General features: G+C 44.2%; 13 protein-coding genes and 1 other annotated feature. Of the genes, 3 read left to right on the forward strand and 10 right to left on the reverse strand.

Features of this window, described 5'->3' with window-relative positions:
• Positions 1-141: 141 nt before the first annotated feature.
• From KHM83_RS00005 to KHM83_RS00030, 6 genes are all read right to left on the reverse strand, one after another.
• Positions 142-1,833 (reverse strand): bifunctional diguanylate cyclase/phosphodiesterase, encoded by a 1,692-nt coding sequence (locus KHM83_RS00005; protein ID WP_213234839.1) that lies wholly within the window; start codon positions 1,831-1,833, stop codon positions 142-144.
• A 59-nt stretch (positions 1,834-1,892) separates the two neighbouring features.
• The gene (locus KHM83_RS00010; protein ID WP_246542784.1) at positions 1,893-3,170 is read right to left on the reverse strand and encodes a cation:proton antiporter; all 1,278 of its coding nucleotides are present in this window, start codon (positions 3,168-3,170) and stop codon (positions 1,893-1,895) included.
• Between the two features lie 162 nt (positions 3,171-3,332).
• Positions 3,333-3,755 carry a Fur family transcriptional regulator gene (locus tag KHM83_RS00015; RefSeq protein ID WP_213234840.1) on the reverse strand — a complete coding sequence of 141 codons (423 nt, stop codon included), beginning with the start codon at positions 3,753-3,755 and terminating at the stop codon, positions 3,333-3,335.
• Position 3,756: 1 nt separating this feature from the next.
• Complete coding sequence (locus KHM83_RS00020; RefSeq protein WP_213234841.1) at positions 3,757-4,572, reverse strand: metal ABC transporter permease; 816 nt, start codon at positions 4,570-4,572, stop codon at positions 3,757-3,759.
• Positions 4,569-5,231 (reverse strand): metal ABC transporter ATP-binding protein, encoded by a 663-nt coding sequence (locus KHM83_RS00025; protein WP_213234842.1) that lies wholly within the window; start codon positions 5,229-5,231, stop codon positions 4,569-4,571. The genes KHM83_RS00020 and KHM83_RS00025 overlap by 4 nt, the downstream gene beginning before the upstream one ends.
• Entirely contained in the window at positions 5,224-6,273 is a 1,050-nt protein-coding gene (locus KHM83_RS00030; RefSeq protein ID WP_213234843.1) for a metal ABC transporter solute-binding protein, Zn/Mn family, read from the reverse strand. Before KHM83_RS00030 ends, KHM83_RS00025 begins: the two co-directional genes overlap by 8 nt.
• A 245-nt stretch (positions 6,274-6,518) precedes the next feature.
• Here KHM83_RS00030 and KHM83_RS00035 point away from each other — a divergent pair, with 245 nt between their 5' ends.
• Positions 6,519-8,255, forward strand: coding sequence for a methyl-accepting chemotaxis protein (locus tag KHM83_RS00035; RefSeq protein ID WP_213234844.1), 1,737 nt, complete (start codon positions 6,519-6,521; stop codon positions 8,253-8,255).
• A 156-nt stretch (positions 8,256-8,411) separates the two neighbouring features.
• Here the strand turns inward: KHM83_RS00035 and KHM83_RS00040 are convergent, their stop codons facing one another.
• Entirely contained in the window at positions 8,412-9,428 is a 1,017-nt protein-coding gene (locus tag KHM83_RS00040; protein ID WP_213234845.1) for a pirin family protein, read from the reverse strand.
• A gap of 164 nt (positions 9,429-9,592) precedes the next feature.
• Positions 9,593-9,795, forward strand: a binding site (T-box leader).
• A 124-nt stretch (positions 9,796-9,919) separates the two neighbouring features.
• On the opposite strand from KHM83_RS00040, the gene serA reads away from it, so the two are divergent.
• The gene (gene serA, locus KHM83_RS00045; protein ID WP_213234846.1) at positions 9,920-11,500 is read left to right on the forward strand and encodes a phosphoglycerate dehydrogenase; all 1,581 of its coding nucleotides are present in this window, start codon (positions 9,920-9,922) and stop codon (positions 11,498-11,500) included.
• 11 nt (positions 11,501-11,511) lie between these two features.
• Complete coding sequence (locus tag KHM83_RS00050) at positions 11,512-12,582, forward strand: tartrate dehydrogenase (protein WP_213234847.1); 1,071 nt, start codon at positions 11,512-11,514, stop codon at positions 12,580-12,582.
• A 208-nt stretch (positions 12,583-12,790) separates the two neighbouring features.
• Here KHM83_RS00050 and KHM83_RS00055 read toward each other — a convergent pair whose 3' ends face one another.
• The 3 genes from KHM83_RS00055 to KHM83_RS00065 form a co-directional block, all read right to left on the reverse strand.
• Complete coding sequence (locus KHM83_RS00055; protein ID WP_213234848.1) at positions 12,791-13,789, reverse strand: lipoate--protein ligase; 999 nt, start codon at positions 13,787-13,789, stop codon at positions 12,791-12,793.
• Positions 13,790-13,894: 105 nt separating this feature from the next.
• Positions 13,895-15,280 (reverse strand): dihydrolipoyl dehydrogenase, encoded by a 1,386-nt coding sequence (gene lpdA, locus KHM83_RS00060; protein ID WP_213234849.1) that lies wholly within the window; start codon positions 15,278-15,280, stop codon positions 13,895-13,897.
• A gap of 214 nt (positions 15,281-15,494) precedes the next feature.
• A complete protein-coding gene (locus tag KHM83_RS00065; RefSeq protein WP_213234850.1) occupies positions 15,495-16,901 on the reverse strand; it encodes a dihydrolipoamide acetyltransferase family protein in 1,407 nt (468 codons plus the stop codon).
• Position 16,902 lies beyond the last annotated feature (1 nt).

Below are 16,902 nucleotides of genomic sequence, written 5' to 3' on the forward strand. Positions count from 1 at the left end.
AATCATCGGCTATTTTGATTTGGTTGGTCTTTCTGATATACATGAGGCGCCTCCATCTGCAAGGTTTTTGTGGAAGAAATGTTAAAATCCTTGCATTTATTATATCAAAAAAGCGTTTCAAAGTCAGTATTCTCAATGGTTTTAACTTCGTTCAGCAAGCCCTAAGTATGCCTCCGCTGCCGCAGCCTTCATCGGTTTGGCATAATAGAATCCCTGCAAATAGTCTGTTTGCAATTCTGCAACCTTGTCACACATCACTGCTGTCTCAATGCCTTCACTAATGACCATTAATCCCTTTGAATGGCAAAGATACATCAATGCACCCATAAAAATTTTTATTTCCGAATCCATAACCATCTTATGGATAATCGCTTTGTCAATCTTAATAAAATCAAATGGAATATTGAGAATGGAAGCAAGTGATGAATAACCGGAACCAAAGTCGTCAAGGGCGATCTTAATCCCAAGTGCACGAAAAAGCTTAATGACTTCTATTGTCCTCGTCGTCATGTCGAGCGCCACGGACTCTGTGATTTCAAAAATAATATGTGCGCCTGACAGCGAATACTTTGCAAGCGTTTTAAGAACATATTGATAGAAGCTGGAATCAAAAAGCTGTATGGCTGAAATGTTAATCGAAATCGGTATGCTGACATTGGCGGTATCAAGCATCTTTCTAACGGTTTGGCAAGCGCTGTCAAGCGCAAATTCACCGAGCTTAATAATCGTACGCGTCTTTTCGGCGATCGGGATAAATTCATCCGGCATAATCATGCCAAACGTTTCACTCTCCCACCGCATAAGCGCCTCCATCATGGCAACGCGTTCACTTCCAAGTGATACAATCGGTTGATACGTCATATAAAACTCATGATTTTGAAGCCCATTCAAAATGCCCGTTTCTATAAAGAGAACGCGTTTTGTATGTTGGCGAATCTCTTCATTATAATCAATACAATAGTCGAAGCCGCGTTTTTTACCATAGAGCATCGCCCACTTGGCTTCTTCCATCATCCGCAAAGAGCCGTCTGCTGCACTGGAAGTGTCCGAATGCATCGCACGGCCGATATTGATTGCGATCTCCATACCTGTGCCGAGCTCATGGAGGGCTGCTTGAAATTGTTCCTTTATCAAAATCAACTGACCTTTAAGTTTAATTTCTTCTATTGCCGAAGGCAGTAGAATGGCAAATTCATCGGCGTCTACTCGAAAGACATCCCCGATTTCTACAAAATAAACTTTTAATATGTTGGCAAATGCTCTAAGCACTTCATTGGCGCGCTCATAGCCATAGGTGTCGTTAATTGTCCTAAATTTCGAAAGATTTAAATACAGCATTTGCGCATGCTGTTCATAAATCAATTTTTTAACCAGCATTGCGCGGTTATAGAGCCCTGTCAGCTGATCATGATAAGCCAAATGATAAATCTGCGCCTCAGCATTTTTGCGATGCGAAATATTCGAATGTGAACCAACCATGTATTCAAACTTTCCCTGTTGATCAAACTTTGCCACACCCTTTGCTTCAATCCAAACAAATTCACCGCGCCGATTTCGAACGCGGTATTCACTGACAAAGTCTTCGATGCCGTTAAGCGTCTGATTAGAGACATTATTCGAAAAGCTGACGCGGTCCTCAGGGTGAATCAATGCTTTCCATTCCGTTAATGTCGAAGCCTTTAGATTCACTTCAAAATCTTTATAGAAATTCTGATTGAAAAACTTAACAGAGCCATCCGGCTGCATGTCCCACAGCCCCTCTTTTGAAGCATCAAATAGCATTTCCAGATGTTTGAGTTCCAATTTCGTAAATGAATTATTTTGCACTGTCATCAACTTCCTTCATTTGGAAAACTTTCACAGTTGAAAGGCCTACAAGATTCATTATAAATTTAATTGTTTAAAGGGTCAAGCGTCGTGCTTTTGCTTTGTTTTGATGATTTTTCAATTAAACCGAGCTTCGTTGCAACGATTTTCGTTGTTGTCGCCTGAAACATGAGGGTTAATAAAATGGTCATAAAGACAACTGCGGAAACAATGCTCGCATGCGGTATCTTTTCACTGACGATTACCCCGGTTAGTGCAGCGGGAATAACACCCGTTTCACGTACCCACATCATAAACAGAATTTCGTTTTTTTGCCAGCCCATACGTCTGTCCAGTTTCGTACAAATGAAAACTGTCAGCGGTCTTGCTATGAAGATAAGAACGGCGACAATGATGAGCGCCTCTTTCCAATATATCTGAAGCGCACCAAAATCAACATGAATCCCCAACAGGATAAATATTGATATTTTCATAATCGTCGTAACCGTTTCGCGCACATGCTTCTGAATTTCAAAATCAACTGTCGGCACCCACAACTTGAATTGTTTTTTATTGCCGCAAATCAACCCTGTCACAAAGGCGGACATGTAGCCGCTGCCGCCTAGAACCTCTGCGAGGGAATATGAAATAAGCACTGCCAAAATAGAGACCACTGGCGCGAATTCTGTAAACAAACCGTATTTGCCCTCTGATACAGAAAATGAAAACAACAAGCCGACAATGGCCCCGCTAAGGACGCCGAACAGGATCATTTGCACCAGTGATTCTAAATTGAGCATCAGTGAAAACTGTCCCGATTGAATAATGGCAATGATAGAGAGTACCAAAATGGCACCCGCCGCATCATTAAACGCCGATTCACTAATGACCGTTTGCTTGACGCGATCAACAATGCTAATTTTTTGAAAGATCGGCACCAGCGCCGCCGGGTCTGTCGACGCAATAACAGCACCAATTAAAAGACCGTAAATTGGTTCAATATGAAAAACAACAGTCGAAACGGCACCAATAATCGCAGCGGATAAAAAAACACCTGCTGTGGCAAGCAGTGCAACCGTAATCTTCACCTTATTCAATACTTTAAGCTTAATTTCCCGACCGCCATCATAAAGTATAAAGGCAGAGCCAAAAGTCAAAATAAATTGATTTGCCGCAGAAGTCGTCTCCAAATTCGCGATATTTAAAACGGCAGGTCCAATGATGACACCTGCCAATAAATAAACGACAATATCCGGCACTTGAAGCCACTTACTGATCTTCGCCGCCATGACACCCAAAAATAAAATTAGCGCTGGCAGCGCTAAAATCGTTGCATCCAAATTTCCAGCATTTCCTTGCATCATACCCACACCTTTCACATAAATTCAAAACTCAGTATACGCCGATTAAAATAAATTACAAGGCGCTAAAACATAAATTGTGTTAAAAATTTGTGAACGTTTTGTGAATGTTGTGCATTTATAGAATTAGTGGCATGCATTTTGCTTAATTAAATTTAAAGATGACTATTTTCCATGCTTTGCTTGGCACCTCGGACAAATACCGGTAATCTCCAGTTTGTGCTCTAGAATTTGATAATGAGTCGTCTTGCTTAAGTCTTCAACATATTGTTCCAGCGGACAACCTGAAATAGCCACAATTGAATGGCATTCAGCACAAATCAAATGATGCTTGTGTTCTTGTCTGTTTAGCTCATAAATAGCCGTCACCGACTGACCGAGTGTCGCTTTAATCGCAATGTCTTTTTCAACAAAACTTTCAAGAATACGGTACACCGTCGACAGATTAATGGATTCCGACAGCAATTCTTTATATATTTGTTCTGCATTAATCGGGACATCGGCCTTTTCAAGCACGTTATAAACGCATTCACGCTGTTTTGTGCGCTTCAAACCGCTTCGCTGCATCGCTTGTTGAAAACTACCCATGTCATCGCCTCCATTTCCGAATTAAAAAGAATACACCAAATAACATCGCATTAATCATTACAATCGTTGCTCCCGACGGCAAATTAAAGACATAAGAACCAATAACACCTAAAACGACGGCGACGACTGAGACAAATGCCGACAGAAAAATCGTCTCCTTAAAACTTCGCGCCACTTGAAGTGCCGTTACCGTTGGGAAAATGATCATACTGGAAATCAGCATGGTCCCGACAACCCGAATCCCCAGTGATATTGTGATTGCCGTCAATGCCGAAATCAAATAATTCATACGCTTCGTCTTGATGCCGATCACTCTGGAAAATGCCTCATCCTGTGTAATCGCAAACAAATCGTGATAAAAAAAGATGACAGTACCAATTACGACAGCCGCCAAAAAGAGCGACAAATAAACTTCAGAACTCCTGATAACGAGTATACTCCCAAAGAGATAGCTGAAAAGATCAATATTAAAGCCTGTGGATACAGACGAAATCAGCACCCCCACGGCAACCGAGAATGATGAAACGAGACCAATCGCCGCATCGCCGTGTACCCGTGCCGCATCATTGAGCTTTAATATAAAAAACGACGCCACCATGACGACGGGAATCGATATAAACAGTGGTGACTGATTCAGTAAAAGTGCAATGGCAACTGTTGCAAAACTCACGTGCGCCAGCCCATCGCCGATCATTGACATTTTGCGGAGCACTAAAAAAATGCCCAAAACTGCACTTGACAATGCAATGAGGACCCCCACCAACAATGCCTTCTGCATAAACTCATATTGAAATACCTCGCTTATTAATGCCATCATTTAACCTCGCCATTCCTTTGCATCGTCACCGTATTCCGCTCAATTACCATCGTCGTCTTTGCGTGTTCCTGAATGGCGTGCATATCGTGTGAAATGAGTATAATTGCCGTTTCATCTGTTTGATGAAATTCTTCAATCAGTCTGAAAAAATCTGATCGTATTTTAGGGTCTAGCGCACTGGTTGGCTCATCTAAAATCAGTAACTGCGGCTTATTCACCAATGCTCTTGCCAAGTAGACGCGCTGCTGTTGACCACCGGAGAGATCTCCGATGCGCCTATTTTTAAATGATAAAATATCGAGCCTTTCAAGCATCTCATCAATACGCTTATGATCCCCTATCGTGATGCGCTTTGGATATCGCTTTTCACCGAGCAAGCCGATCCCAACAATTTCACTAACTTTTGCTGGAAATAAATGATCATTGCTTAAAATAACCTGTGGCAAATAACCAATTTTGACTTGTCCTTCATAAGCGATTGATCCTCGCGTAACGGGCATCAATCCTAAAAGCGCTTTAATCAGCGTCGTCTTTCCAGCACCATTTGGTCCAACAACACCAATGTAGTCATTGGAGCACACTTTGAAATTGACATGCTCCAAGATAACATTTTTGCCGTAATTAATTTGAACATCATCCAGTTCAATGAGTTTACTCATCCACTAACCCTTCCTTGAGTCTTTCTAAATTATCATACATAATACTGACGTAGGTTACACCTGCATCGAGTTCTTCTTTCGTAACATTGTGGGCGCCGTGCAAGAGCAGCATATCAGCACCTGTTTCCTCAGAAATAACTTCCGCTACTTTTGGCGAAATCAGTTCTTCATAATAAATGGCCTTCGTATGCGTCGCTTCAATTGCATCAATTAACGAGGCAATTCGCTGCGGTGTCGGTTCTGCATCTGGCGAGAAGCCATTGTATGGAGATATATAGTCAAGCTCATAGCGTTCAGCAAAATAGGCAAATGCAAAATGACCGCCATAAATAATCGTCTTCTGAGGCGTTGCATCGAAAAACGCTTTTAAATCACGATCAAGTCCTTCGAGCGATTCGATATAAGCCGCCGCATTCGCTCGATAGATTGCTTCATGATCTGGGTCCACACGTACAAACTCATCAGCAATGTGTTCTGCCATGATGATCGCATTCGTCGGATCCAGCCAAAAATGGGGATCATACTCGCCATGGTCGTGCTCATCCGCATCGTGCTCGTCTGCATCATGCTCGTCTGCATCGTGCTCGTCTGCATCGTGCTCGTCTGCATCGTGCTCATCCGCATCGTGCTCATCTGCATCATGCTCATCTGCATCGTACTCGTCGCTGCTCTTTAATAGTGAAATACCCTCACTCAAATCGACGACATGCAGCTTATCCCCTTCAATCGTTGCCGCAATATCCGCAACCCAAGGCTCCATACCTTCTCCAGTATATAGCAATAAGTCTGCATTGCCAATATCGACGATGTCTTTTGGTGTCGGTTCAAAACTATGCGCTTCAACACCCGGCGGCAATAAAAGCTTTACATCAACATAGTCGCCGCCAATTGCCTTTGCAAAATCATATTGCGGAAAAAGTGTCGCCACGACTGTTATTATATCATTTGACGCTTTATTATTTTGTTCAACTTCCGCCGTTTTAGCTGTGCAGCCGCCGAGAACGAAAATGGACAGTAATATCATTAGTACTTTTCTTTTCATAATCAACCTCCTCATATGCAAATGCAAATTATTTGCAAATATTATACCACATCCTGAAACTTCTACGCATTCATTTTGTTAAAATTACGAAATGATTGTCAGAAGTCTTCTGTTTACTATATCTTTTCCAACGATCACTTCAACTTTACACATAAGTTTGTTAAGATTGTTGTAAACAATATGTTAACAATCTTAAGTTACAGGGTAAATAAAATAAAAATGATTTTTTTATTGGGGAGGCGCTTATGATCAAACACTTAAGCATCACAAAGAAACTCATGTCACTAATTCTACCGCCGATGCTCGCACTCATCCTGTTTTCTGCTTTTGCCATCACTCAAATGATAAACATTAGTGAAACGGCAGAGGTTTCGCTATATGAAGAAGCTTATGTCAGCACGGCCATGGTTCTCAATGCGGACCGCGATTTATACCAAGCAGCAATCGCGGAAAAAGAACTTATTCTCGACGATCGACTGGATGAAACATTAAAAGCAGATCTCATCGCATCCTACGAGGAAAATGCCGACCAAGCATACACCCGCGTTACCGATGCCCTTAATAATTTAAAAACCAACGAAATGCTATACAATCAATTCAAGCACAGTTCCGGCGCAACACTGTCAGATTTGGAAAGTGTCTTTATTACAGAATTCAACGCCTGGTACGATACCTTTGATCCCAATACCATAACGGGCGATTTCAAAGCCAATGCTATGCATTTTGAAACCGCACGTGAACAAATCGATATCATGACCGAAATTCTTGAAAGCTACGGTCAGAGCGAAGCTAAAGAACTTCTCAGCGGATCCAGACAAATGGCACTTTCAGCCGCTATCGTCATCGCTGTCATTATTCTTATCGTTTCATTTATGATGTATCACATCGTTAATCTCCTCAGAAAATCTATTCTGAGCGTTACCGATAATCTCGAACAAATGGCCAATAAGAACCTCGTCGTCACCATTGATACGAAAGTGACTGAATCAAAGGACGAACTGGGTACCTTGGCTAGATCCGGGCAAAAAATGATGACAACACTTCGCGATATCATTCACCAGCTCAAGTCCGGCATTGAAAGTTTGAACAATACTTCAGAGACCATGCGATCCAGTTCAAATGAGATTAACATAGCCATGAATGAAGTCGCAGAAGCGATTATGGATATTGCCAAAAGTGCAACATCTCAAGCCGAAGAAACACAAAATGCCACTGATGATGTTAACGAGCTCGGTCAGATGATCGTCGCCAACGGTGAAAACACTGCTCAAATTTATGATCTCAGCAATAACATTGAACTTATTACCCAAGATGGTCTTAAATTAGTTAATCAGTTAATGGACGATACGAAAAAGAATGTCATCATGTTTGATGAGATCTTTGATGTCATTACACAGACGAATAACAGCACCGCCAAGATTGGAGAAGCCAGTAAAATCATATCGGATATCTCAGAACAAACCAATTTACTCGCACTCAATGCAGCCATTGAAGCAGCGCGTGCCGGCGAAGCCGGTAAAGGCTTTGCCGTCGTTGCAGATGAAATCCGAAAACTCGCCGAACAAACATCTGATTCAACCGGTCTCATTGACAACATGCTGAATGAACTGATCAAAAACGTTCAAAATGCTCAAACCAAGAGCGACGCCGTTAAGCATGCCATTGGCAGCCAACAACATACTGTCAACAGTACCGAAACAAAATACCGTGAAATCGTCGATATCGTCGCTGAAATGAAAGTTCGCATTACCACACTTAAGGATTATACCGATAATATGTCGCAAAGTCGCAACAGCGTCACCGGCGTTATTCAAAGCCTAACAGGGATCGCGCAGGCAAATGCAGCTAGCACTGAGGAAACCTCTGCATCTACAGAACAGGTGCTCGCAACGGTTAACGAACTCGCCTATGCTGCTGATGATCTCAAATCTCTCGTCGAAGCACTTAACAACCTGATTAAAGATTTTCAAGTAGATGGTTAAACAGGCGCTCTACCTCCCTAGACGCCAAACACCATTCTTTCAAAACTTATAAAAAGTCCCGCATGACACTTCTTTCTTAAAAAGTGTTATGCGGGATTCTCACTTGAGGAAATTGCATCATTCAAAATGCAATGCGCTATTCGCTGTTCCATTCTCTTACGCTTTTGGAGATGCAACCGTGCCATCAGCATATTTGGCAACACGCCCTTCATGCCTAGGATGTACAGGATCTGCCTTTTCCCATGGCCATCCGCCAAAACGCGTTTTCTGATAATCTTCATACGCTTCTGTAATTTCAGCCCTCGTATTCATAACAAATGGCCCATAGGCCGCCACTGGCTCCCCAATGGGACGGCCTTGCAAAAGCAAGCACTTTGCTGTTTGCATCCCATTTTTAAGTGTTAGTGCATCTGCCGTTAACATCATGCCCGTTTTGGCATTGATCATCTCGCCGTCAACGGAGAGTTGCTCACCCTGATAAAAGTAGAGCGTTCGCTCAACGCCTTCTGGTGCTGCTGTTAGCGTCAACATTTCATTCGGTTCAATATCAATCAGTGCGATCACGACTTCTGCATCGCGATCTGACGCAACCGAATCAGGTGCAGGGCATATCGTTTGGCTTTCAAAAATCTCGCCGGCAATGACTTTCACTTTACCGACCTCGCGGCTGTTTTGTCTAATTGGCTTAAACGGTACCGTTTCTGACCACAGCATTTTGTAATAAGGCTCGACAAATTTTCGCGCCTTTGGCAAATTCAGCCATATTTGAAAGAGTTCAAGCGGATTGGGCGCCGTTTCGTGGAGGCACGGAAACATTTCACAATGCTGCATCCCTCTACCGGCAGTCATCCACTGGACATCACCGTCACCATAGCGCCCCGATGCGCCCGATGAATCAAAGTGATCCACATAGCCTTCAAGTACAATGGTCACCGTCTCAAATCCCCTGTGGGGATGTGCCGGAAACCCCGGCACCGTGTGTCCATGATACATTTTAAAGTCATTGTTTAAATCGAAATCATTACCCAAATTGCGGTCGCCTAAATTCGCCACCGGCCCCATCTCTGCATTGCCCGCAGGATAGAAATCACGGTGATGCGCCAGAAAAAGAAAAGGATCTTGGGCCTCCCAATGAAAAGATAATGAGAATTGTTTTTTAATCTTTGTTGCCATACAGCCACCTCCTAGCCGCTTGATACCCAAATGACGCGTGAAGATGCATCTAAAATTATTTTTAAAAGTTTTCTTGCATTTCATCTTGACATGCCGTTTTCGGTTATGTATACTTACCATTAATAACTTCATATGAATAAACTGTAACAATTCACTTGAAACAGTTAAACGCGATGAGAAAGACTATAACGGGAATGCTTAACCGCTAGAGAGTCGTCATTTGGTGGAAGACGACGGGAGCACCTGTGAATCTACTTTCGAGCAGTCAAGAAAACTTGGACCGGGTGGTTTCGATAATGACCGAGAGATACATGGACCAAGTCCATGAAAAAAGGTGGTACCGCGGGAATATGAGCTCGTCCTTTGCATTTTGCAGAGGACGGGCTTTTTTAGTTGCTTTATAACATAAAGCTGTCATTTAAGCCTATTAAAATATTCCAGAAGGGCGCGCGTCACCACCCTTATAGAAAGTGATAAACAAGGAGGAAGGTATGAAAATACTAATTGCAGAGCACATTGCAGATGAAGGTATCCATTTTTTGAAGCAAACGGGATTTAATGTGGACATTAAGCTAAAGCTTTCACGTGAGGCGCTTTTGGACTGTATCGGCGTCTACGACGCGATCATCGTCCGCAGCGTTACAAAAGTTAACGAAGAACTTTACGAACATGCAACGAACTTAAAAGTCGTCGGTCGCGCCGGCAACGGCGTCGACAATATCGAGATGGACGGTGCGACAAAAAGAGGCATTATCGTCGTCAATACGCCGGATGCCAACACCGTCTCCGCCGCTGAACACACCATTGGTTTAATGCTCTCCATGTGCCGCAACATTCCACGCGCCAATGCACATATTAAATCAAAGCAATGGGATCGAACACTTTTCAGAGGTGTCGAACTCATGGATAAAACACTTGGTATCGTCGGCCTCGGCCGTATCGGTTCCATGGTAGCAACGCGGATGCAGTCTTTTGGCATGAATGTTATCGCCTACGACCCCTACATTCGCCGAGAGCGCTTCGATCAATTGAAAGTAACGCGAATTGATGAACTCGGTGAATTAATGCGCCAATCAGATATCGTCACCGTGCATACGCCAAAGACGAAAGAAACACTGGGAATTATCGGTGCAGAGGAATTCAAACTCTGTAAAAAAGGCGTCCGCGTCGTCAACTGCGCCCGAGGCGGCATTATTGATGAGGCAGCATTACATGAAGCACTGGAAAACGGTACCGTCGCAGGCGCAGCTATTGACGTCTTAAAAGATGAGCCGCACCCGATTTCACCATTGCTCGATCTAGACCAAACCGTCATTACACCACACCTCGGCGCCGATACCTATGAAGCACAGAAAAATGTCGGCGAAGCTGTTGCACTAGAAGTCTTTGAAGCACTTCAGGGCAAGCTCGTCGCCAATGCCGTCAATCTGCCTTCACTGAAATCTCAAGAACTTGAAGCATTGCATCCTTACTTGAAACTTGCAGAATACATCGGCAAGATCTACCATCAAATCCGCAGAGACGCCGTTCAAAAAATCGAACTCATCTATAAAGGCGAAGTCGGTAAAATGGATAAAACAACTTTAACGCTGGCTTACCTGAAAGGTCTTTACGAAATTATTCTTGAAGACTCCGTCAACTATGTCAACGCACGCTACATTGCAGAAAGTCGAGGTGTTACCATCGTCGAGGGCACCGATACCATCAGCGGCAACTATACAAGTTCTATTGCCGCCAAAATTCATACTGCCAACGGCATTTTCACATTAGAAGGCGCATTATTCGGCAAAGATGAACCGCGTATTGTCGATATGAACGGTTATGCTTTTGATGTATCGCCAAAAGGCAACATGCTGCTCATCGAAAATATTGACCAGCCGGGTATGATCGGCAAAATCGGCCTCACACTCGGCAACGAATGCATCAACATTTCAACGATGAATGTCAGCCTGTCAAAGACGAGTGCAAATGCACTAATGTTTTTAACGGTCGATGCACCTGTCAGCACTGAATCACTTGAAGTCATCCGCAAAACTGACGGCATTAAAAATGCATGGTCACTAAAAATGTAGAGGAGGCAGCCATGAAACACTTTAAACTCGCCGTTATCGCCGGAGACGGAATCGGCACAGAAGTCATGGATGAGGGTATTAAAGTTTTAAAATATTACCTTGAAAAAACCGGTTATGCCACCGTTTCCTTCGACTATTTTCCTTGGGGTTGTGAATATTACCATAAAACTGGTGAAATGATGCCTGAAAATGGTCTTGAAATATTAAAGGACTATGACAGCATTTTGCTCGGTGCCGTGGGATATCCGGGCGTTCCAGACCACATTTCCTTGAGAGACCTGCTTTTAAAAATCCGACAGGGCTTTGACCAAGCGGTCAACTTAAGGCCTATCAAGCTCTTAAACGGTGCGCCGTGCCCGTTGAAATTTAAAACACCGGAAATGATAGACTTTGTCGTCATTCGTGAAAATGTCGAAGGCGAATACGCCGGTAACGGCTACTTTGAAAACCGTGGTACCGATGCTGAAGTCGCCTATCAAACGGGCGTCTTTACGAGAAAAAATACAGACCGCATTATGCGCTACGCTTTTGATCTCGCGCAAAAAAGCGAAAAGGGTAAAAAACTCACCAGCGTTACGAAATCAAACGCACTCAACTACAGTATGGTCTTCTGGGATGAACGCTTTAAAGCGATCGCAGCAGATTACCCCGGCGTCAAAACGGAGAACAATCACGTGGATGCCATTAGCATGTACTTCATTCAGCGTCCTGAGAGCTTCGACGTCGTTGTCGCATCCAATCTCTTTGGCGACATCATTACCGACCTCGGCGCCGCACTCCAAGGCGGCCTTGGCTTTGCCGCCAGTGCCAATCTCAATATCGAGGGCACTTACCCATCCATGTTCGAACCCGTGCATGGCAGCGCACCTGAGATTGCAGGCAAGCAGGTCGCAAATCCGATGGCAATGATCTGGACGGTAAAACTGCTCCTCGATCATCTTCTGCCAGCGTACAAACACGATAGCATTGTCGATGCCATTGAAAAGACCTTGGTCGATGCTAAAACCCTTACACCGGATTTAGGTGGAACTGCAAAAACAGCAGCTGTCGGTGATGCAATCTGTCAGGCATTAACCTTTTAAAATTCAAAATGAAGAAAAGCCGTTATCATTGATATCACTTTCAAACAGGCAATTAAAATGCCTTTCGTCTGTGCTATCATCTGATAACGGCTTATTTTTATTGGATTGCCTTCGTCGTTCTTCTCGGCTTTTTCATTCGAGAGGATTGCATCATTACTTTATTCATCAACTTTGTATTCAAAATGGTTTATTCTAATGCAAATACACCTTAAATCGGCAGTGTTTCTAACCAGTCCAAAACATTCTGCTTCATTGTTGTTAGATCTTCTGCTACTTCGACGCGGCGTGCCGCCTCTAAAATTGCTTCACGCTTAAACGGAATCCCATCAAAAATACCTTCAAAAGCATCGATAAATGCCGTCGACATCGCATCGGAGTTCACTTCTGCATGATTGATCACACCTTGCTTGGATTGAATGTTGAGGATAAATTCCCCCCATTCAAAACGCTCGTCGAATGTCGCGTCAAACGCAGGCGTTTTTCCAAATCGCCATTCCCACGAAGCATAGTGATGATAACGGTCAAGCGCTGTCCCCGTAATGTTTTCTTCATTAATAAAGATTTTAGATTCAGGCACCCCGTATATTTCCGAAAAAGCTGATTCAAGTACCGCCTTGAGGCCATCAATGGTAATCTCAGGATTAATCGACTTGAGATTAACCACTCTGGACTTGACAGATTTAACACCTTTTGCCGACAGTTTTTTAACCGATGCGTTAAGGTATTTACCTAAATGCTCCATGTTGACGTCTACAAGCAGTGTGCCATGATGATAATAATTTTCTTTGCCATTGTAAAAAGCATTGCCTGAAAACTTGCGGTCACCGGCTAAAATGTCATTGCGCCCGGAAAATGAAGCCTCAATGCCAAGTGCCTTAACAGCCTTCAACAGGACGCTGAGCTGGCGCTCAAGGTCTTCATGCTGTCTGTTCATGGCAAATGTAAAGTTCAGATTGCCAAGATCATGATAAACAGCACCGCCGCCTGATAGGCGCCGTGCCAATTTTCCCTGATCGCCTTCCAGTGCCTTGACGAGGACTTCGCGCCAAGGATTCTGATGCTTCCCAATCACAACTGTATGCGCATTTTGCCATAAATACAGGACAACTTCATCCGGTTTAACGGTATTCACCAATTGTTCTTCATAAGCTAAATTAAACCACGGATTCGTCGATTCAGAAATGACGAGCTTCGTTCTAATGGGCATGTCAACACTCCTTCATACGTTATGCGGTCATCATAACACTCGTAGCCATCCGATGTCAACCGGTCTGTTAAATCACACCACAGACAGCAGCCAGTATTTTGGAAATCAACGTTTAATTAAGTGAATGGGTTTATCAACCGCACCATGTGCCGCTTCCATCACAATTTCAGAAAGCGTTGGATGTGGATGGACTGTTTTGGCCAAATCATAAACGGTTCCCTCAAGCGCCATCGTCGCCGCGGCTTCGGCAATCATGTCCGTCGCATGCGATGCGACGATGTGAACGCCAATCACTTCACCATACTGCTTGTCGTGAATAATTTTAACGAATCCCACCGTCTCTCCCTCTGCCACCGCTTTGCCATTGGCACTGAGTGGAAAACTGCTCGTTCCGACATCAAATCCCGCAGCCCGCGCCTCATCTTCCGTATAACCAATAGCACCGACCTCCGGAAAACTATATATACAGGATGGAATCTGTCGGTAATTGATCGTCGAATCCTTGCCCATAATGTTTTCGACAGCGACAATGCCCTGAGCAGATGCGACGTGCGCCAGCATCATCCCGCCACAGACATCGCCTACGGCATAGACATTTGATACGTTCGTCTTCATATGTTCATCAACGGTAATGCCCTGTTTTGACATTTTCAGCGGCAGCACTTCTAGGCCTTTGGTATTTGGCGATCTGCCAAGACTCGCCAGAATATAATCGCCAGTCGTTTCATGATCGCCCTGTGCATCTTTATAGTAGACGCGGTGCCCGTCAATACGCGTTATCGCAACACCTGTCTTAATGGCAACACCGCTTTCTGAAAGGTGTCGCTGGATCAACACCTTGACATCTTCATCTTGATTCTTAAGAATCTGTTCGGAGCGCTGTAAAAGCGTCACCTCAGTTCCCAAGCTGTTGAAGAGCGTTGCAAATTCCACGGCAATGACACCGCCGCCTAATATAATCATGCGTTTGGGATGCTGTTCCAAATTGATGGCACGCGTGCTGTCAATGACGATGCCGTCATTCAGTGCACTTTGCAGGCCTTCTATTGCCGGGTATTGCGGCGAAGATCCCGTCGCAATAATCAAGTGTTTGTGCTGAAGTGTTTCAGCGCCGACTTTAACCGTTCTTTCATCTGCAATGGTCGCATAACCTTTGTACACATCCACTTTGTTGAATTTTAAAAGCTGTTCAACGCCGCCGACAATCTTATTGACCACGGACGTCTTGCGCGCCATGAGCTGCTGCCAGTCAACGCGTATGGCATTCCCATTTTCTAGGGATATCCCAAAAGATGCTGCACGCAGCATATCCTGATAGAGTTTTGCGCTCCTCAAAAGCGTTTTCGTCGGAATGCATCCGTCGTTTAAACAAACGCCGCCGATGCGGTCTGCTTCAATCAATGCAACACTTGCGTTCATTTGCGCTGCTTTGATCGCCGCAACATAGCCACCTGGACCGCCACCGATGACGACAATGTCATATGTTTTCATGTGGCCTCCTCGTTTTATTAATCCTATTTAAATAAGGAAATTGTATCCCTGCTTTTCTCGTTAATCGTTAATCGTTAATCGTTGATCGTTGATCGTTAATCCTTCACGGCAATCTGTTGAATTTTACCTTGTGATCATGAGCCCTATTACCGTTAAGGATTCAATGATGCATGATTGAATTTCCTTACCATCCGTTACAAGAAATCATTTGTTTTTACATCAGTATCAATTTTTTTGGATTTGACAGAAGTCTTTTCACTTCGTTGACAAACCGCCCCGCGTCGGCACCGTCAATAATGCGGTGGTCAAATGACAATGAAAGCGGCAGTATTTCTCTAATCACAATTTCATCTTCAATCACCACAGGCTTTTTCTGTATGCTGCCGACACCCATAATACCAGCTTCAGGATAGCGAATGATCGGCACGCCAAAGCTGGAACCAACTGAGCCATAATTGGTAATGCTGAATGTACTGTCTTTCAGTTCGGCAATTTGAAGTGTTCTTGCCCGTGCCCCCTGACTAAGGCGTTCAATCTCGCGCGCGATTTCGAAAATGCTCAATTGGTCGGCATTTTTAATAACGGGAACCATTAAGCCATCCGGTGTATCCACGGCAATGCCAATGTGATATGCCTGCTTTAAGAGCACTTCGCTGTTTGCCATATCTACACTGGCATTCATAAACGGAAATGCTTTAAGACCTAAGACAATTGCCTTGATAAAAAACGCCAGATAAGTCAACTTAACGCCTTCTTCCGTCGCCAGTTCCGCAACCTCTCGCTTAAGCGCCACCAGTTCATGGACATCCACTTCATCCATCATGGTCGTATGCGGAATTGTAAAGCGCGACTGAACCATATTTTCTGCAACAGTCTTTCGCAGCATCGACATTTGGACGCGTTTGACCGGCACATCACTTGACGGAAGCGGTTTTGATGTATTTGCCACAGGCGTATTCACTGCACTTTGCGACAAAGGCACTTCCGCTGCTGCACGCTGCTGTGCGTCAGCAAACGCACGAATATCCGCTTTCATAACGCGGCCATTTGGCCCAGTCCCATTCACGCGCTGTATATCAACGCCGAGATCTTTTGCCAGCGACCGCGCCACTGGTGTTGCTAACACTTTTCGCTTCACGCCAGTTTCAGCTGCATGCGCAGCACCTTCCTCACTGGCTGGAATCAACTGAGAAGATACCTCAATTTCACCGACGACACTGGCACCCTTCGCCTCTTCAACGGTTTCAACAACCGAATCGCCAGTATCAAACCGCGGCTCTGTGTTTTTTGGCGTTTTTTCGCCGCCCGTCTCAGATTTGTCAACGTTTGTATCAGTCGATTCCATTTCTGATTCACTCATCGCCATATTCGAACGCACACCAGGCTGGCCGTCATCGATAACGACAATGGTATCACCGACGTTGACGCGATCGCCAACGGCGTATTGAACAGATTTTACCATTCCTGATACCGGCGACGGTATTTCGGCATTCACTTTATCCGTCTCAAGTGTAAAAAGATTCTCACCTTCTTCAACGGTTTGACCAATATCAACAAATAGTTTGAGCAGGACACCTTCATGAATGCCCTCGCCTATATCTGCAAATTTAACATTAAACACG

Source organism: Fusibacter paucivorans, assembly GCF_018390735.1.
Taxonomy (GTDB): Bacteria; Bacillota; Clostridia; order Peptostreptococcales; family Acidaminobacteraceae; genus Fusibacter; species Fusibacter paucivorans.